The organism is Massilia sp. P2_C2 (assembly GCF_056404615.1).
In genome coordinates, this window is the sequence record NZ_JBFUDR010000516.1 from 1 (window position 1) to 2,552 (window position 2,552).

The 2,552-nt window shown below is 65.4% G+C and carries 1 protein-coding gene and 1 pseudogene; both read right to left on the reverse strand.

The window, feature by feature from the left end:
- Positions 1-675 (reverse strand): annotated as a pseudogene (locus AC1DYX_RS30290) (hypothetical protein); the annotation flags it as partial.
- Positions 676-958: 283 nt separating this feature from the next.
- Positions 959-2,311: a sigma-54 dependent transcriptional regulator gene (locus AC1DYX_RS30295; RefSeq protein ID WP_477265800.1), complete on the reverse strand. Its 1,353-nt coding sequence runs from the start codon at positions 2,309-2,311 to the stop codon at positions 959-961.
- Positions 2,312-2,552 lie beyond the last annotated feature (241 nt).

Consider the following 2,552-nt stretch of genomic DNA (forward strand, 5'->3'; position numbering starts at 1 on the left):
GCCAAATCCGCCGTTTGCCGAGGCGCCAGCGGCGCTGCCGCCGACGCCGCCCGCAGCGCCGGCACCGCCGGCACCGCTGGTTGCACCCGAGGCCGTGCCGCCATTGCCGCCCGCGGCACCGCTTGCGCTGCCGGTGCTGGCAGCGCCGCCTGCGGCGCTGCCGTTAGTGGCCGTGCCGCCGGCAGCGCCGGCTGCGCCGGCTGCGCCGTTGGCGGCGCCACCTGCGCCGGTGCTGGCCGAGACCGACCCGCCGGTACCTGCCGCGCCGGCGCCGCCGGTGCCGGAGGCACCGTTGGCGTTACCGCTGTTGGTGGCGACGTTGCCGATGCCGGAAATCGTGTTGCCCGACACTGAGCCGGTCATGTTGGCCGTCGCAGTGGCCGACGAGGTGTTGAAGCTGTTCGAGAAGTTCGACGTGGCCGTGCCGCCGTTGTTGGCGGACGCGGCGCCGGCGGCCGAGGCAGATGCCCCGCCGGAGCTGTTGTTGCTGTTGTCCGTGTTGGTGCTGTGGTCGCTGCTGTCGGACGTGTTGTTCGAGTTGTTGGTGCTGTTGTCGGTCGTACGCGTCGTGGTTTGCGTGGCTGTCGCGCCGTTATCCGCGCTGTTGGTGTCCTGCGCCTGGGCGCTCAGCGAGAATGCCAGCGTAATAGCAGTCACGAGCAAGGTCTTGTTCATTCGAGTTCCCCTCTGGGTCTGATGGTTGGTGATGGGTCGGCCGCAGCGCCGACCACCAACTCTTTGCACGTTCGATGCCAGCCACACTGCAGAGTTTGCTAACTCCTTGTTTTTGTTGGGTTTGTGAGCGTCTTCCTACACAGCTGTCGGACACATTCCGACCCCATTTGCCGAAAATATCGAAAATGTGTTTCAGTTCCGGTACAACTTTGTCCAGCTGAGTACGCCAAACCACAAAAAAAAGTGGACGTGTTGTCCACTTGTGCCACAAGCGTCCGCGCGCTTACTCGCGCATGCCGTGCTTGCTCAGCAAACGGTACATCGTCGTGCGTGACACGCCGAGGTCGCGCGCGGCCCGGCTTACGTTATGACCGCTGCGATCGAGGCATTCGCGCAGTGCACGCCGCTCGGAGCGCATGCGCGTGTCGTCCAGCGCGGCCGGGCTCGGCATCGCGATCCCGCGCGTCAGCCCCAGGTCATCGGGCATGATCAGGCGGCCATCCGACATGACGAGCGCGCGCCGCACACGGTTGATCAGCTCGCGCACATTGCCCGGCCAGTCGTGATCGAGGATCGCCTCGATCGCGCGGTTGGAGAACCCCTTCAGGCGCGGCGACTTCTCGCTCGCATACACGTGGAAGAAGTGTTCGGCCAGCAAGACCAGGTCGTCGCGCCGTTCGCGCAGCGGCGGCACCGTCACGGGCAGCACGGCCAGGCGGTAGTACAGGTCCTCGCGGAACGCGCCGCTGGCGACGGCCTGCTGCAACTGGACGTGCGACGCGGCGATCACGCGCACGTCGACGCGGATGTTGCGGGTGCTGCCCAGCCGGCAGATGGTTTTTTCCTGCAAGAAGCGCAGCAGGTTTGCCTGCAGGTCTTTCGGCAGGTCGCCGATCTCGTCGAGGAACAGGGTGCCGCCGTCCGCCGATTCGATCAGGCCCGCCTTGCCGCGCGTGGCGCCCGTGAACGCGCCCCGCTCGTAACCGAACAGCTCGGACTGGATGAGGGTGGGCGCGATGGCGCCACAATTGATCGGCACGAATGGTCCCAATGCCCGTTCCGATTGCGCGTGGATGGCCTGTGCCGTCAATTCCTTGCCGCTGCCGCTCTCGCCCCAGATCAATACGGGGGCCGCAACCTTGGCCACCCGCGACACCTGTGCCCGCAGGCGCGCGATCGCGTCGCAGCGGCCGATCAACGGGGACGTGCCGTCAAGGGCCATCCCCATGCCTTCCGCGCCGTCGCTGGCATAAGGTCGTCGGCGCAGCATCGCCCAGCCATGCGCATGGCCCAGTGTGTGGGCCAGCCGGACGGGATCGACCGGGGCCGTATGGTAATCGCACAGGTGTTCCACCACGAGGTCGCGGCAGGGACCCGATTCGAGATCGCGGGGATTGAACACGCCGACCCATTGCATGTGGCTGTGGCGGCGCAGGAAAGTGTCCACTTCGGCTGGCCGGTGCTGCTCGCGATCGTGCATGAGCAGGCCGACCAGGTAACGGTCGGTACGCAGTTCACGTCCGGCGTCGCCCAGACTGCTGACACTGCGGATCTCCCAGTCGTGCATCGCCTCCCCCAACAGGGCACGGGCACCCTTGTCGTCGGCGGCGATGCACAGCAGGCGTTTACGAGTCATCCATCCTCCATCGGACATCAGCCGGTCCACGCAGCGGCGGCAGAGGAGCAGGCGTACCGGCATCGAACTCTTGTTAAAGTCGCGGCGCGACACTGCGCCAGCCATTTTGTAGCTCGTTAGTAATTTCTTACTATCAGTTGATCTTTATTTAATAGTATGCCGCTTACGAAAGTTTCGTGGCGGACGATAGAACCCGAGCGTGAGCCGGCTGTTTCTGGCCGTCTGGCACGGAGTGTGGAGG

Excerpts from the sequence above, each read along its gene's own strand:
- AC1DYX_RS30295 (WP_477265800.1), bottom strand. The coding sequence starts at position 2,311 with ATGACTCGTAAACGCCTGCTGTGCATCGCCGCCGACGACAAGGGTGCC.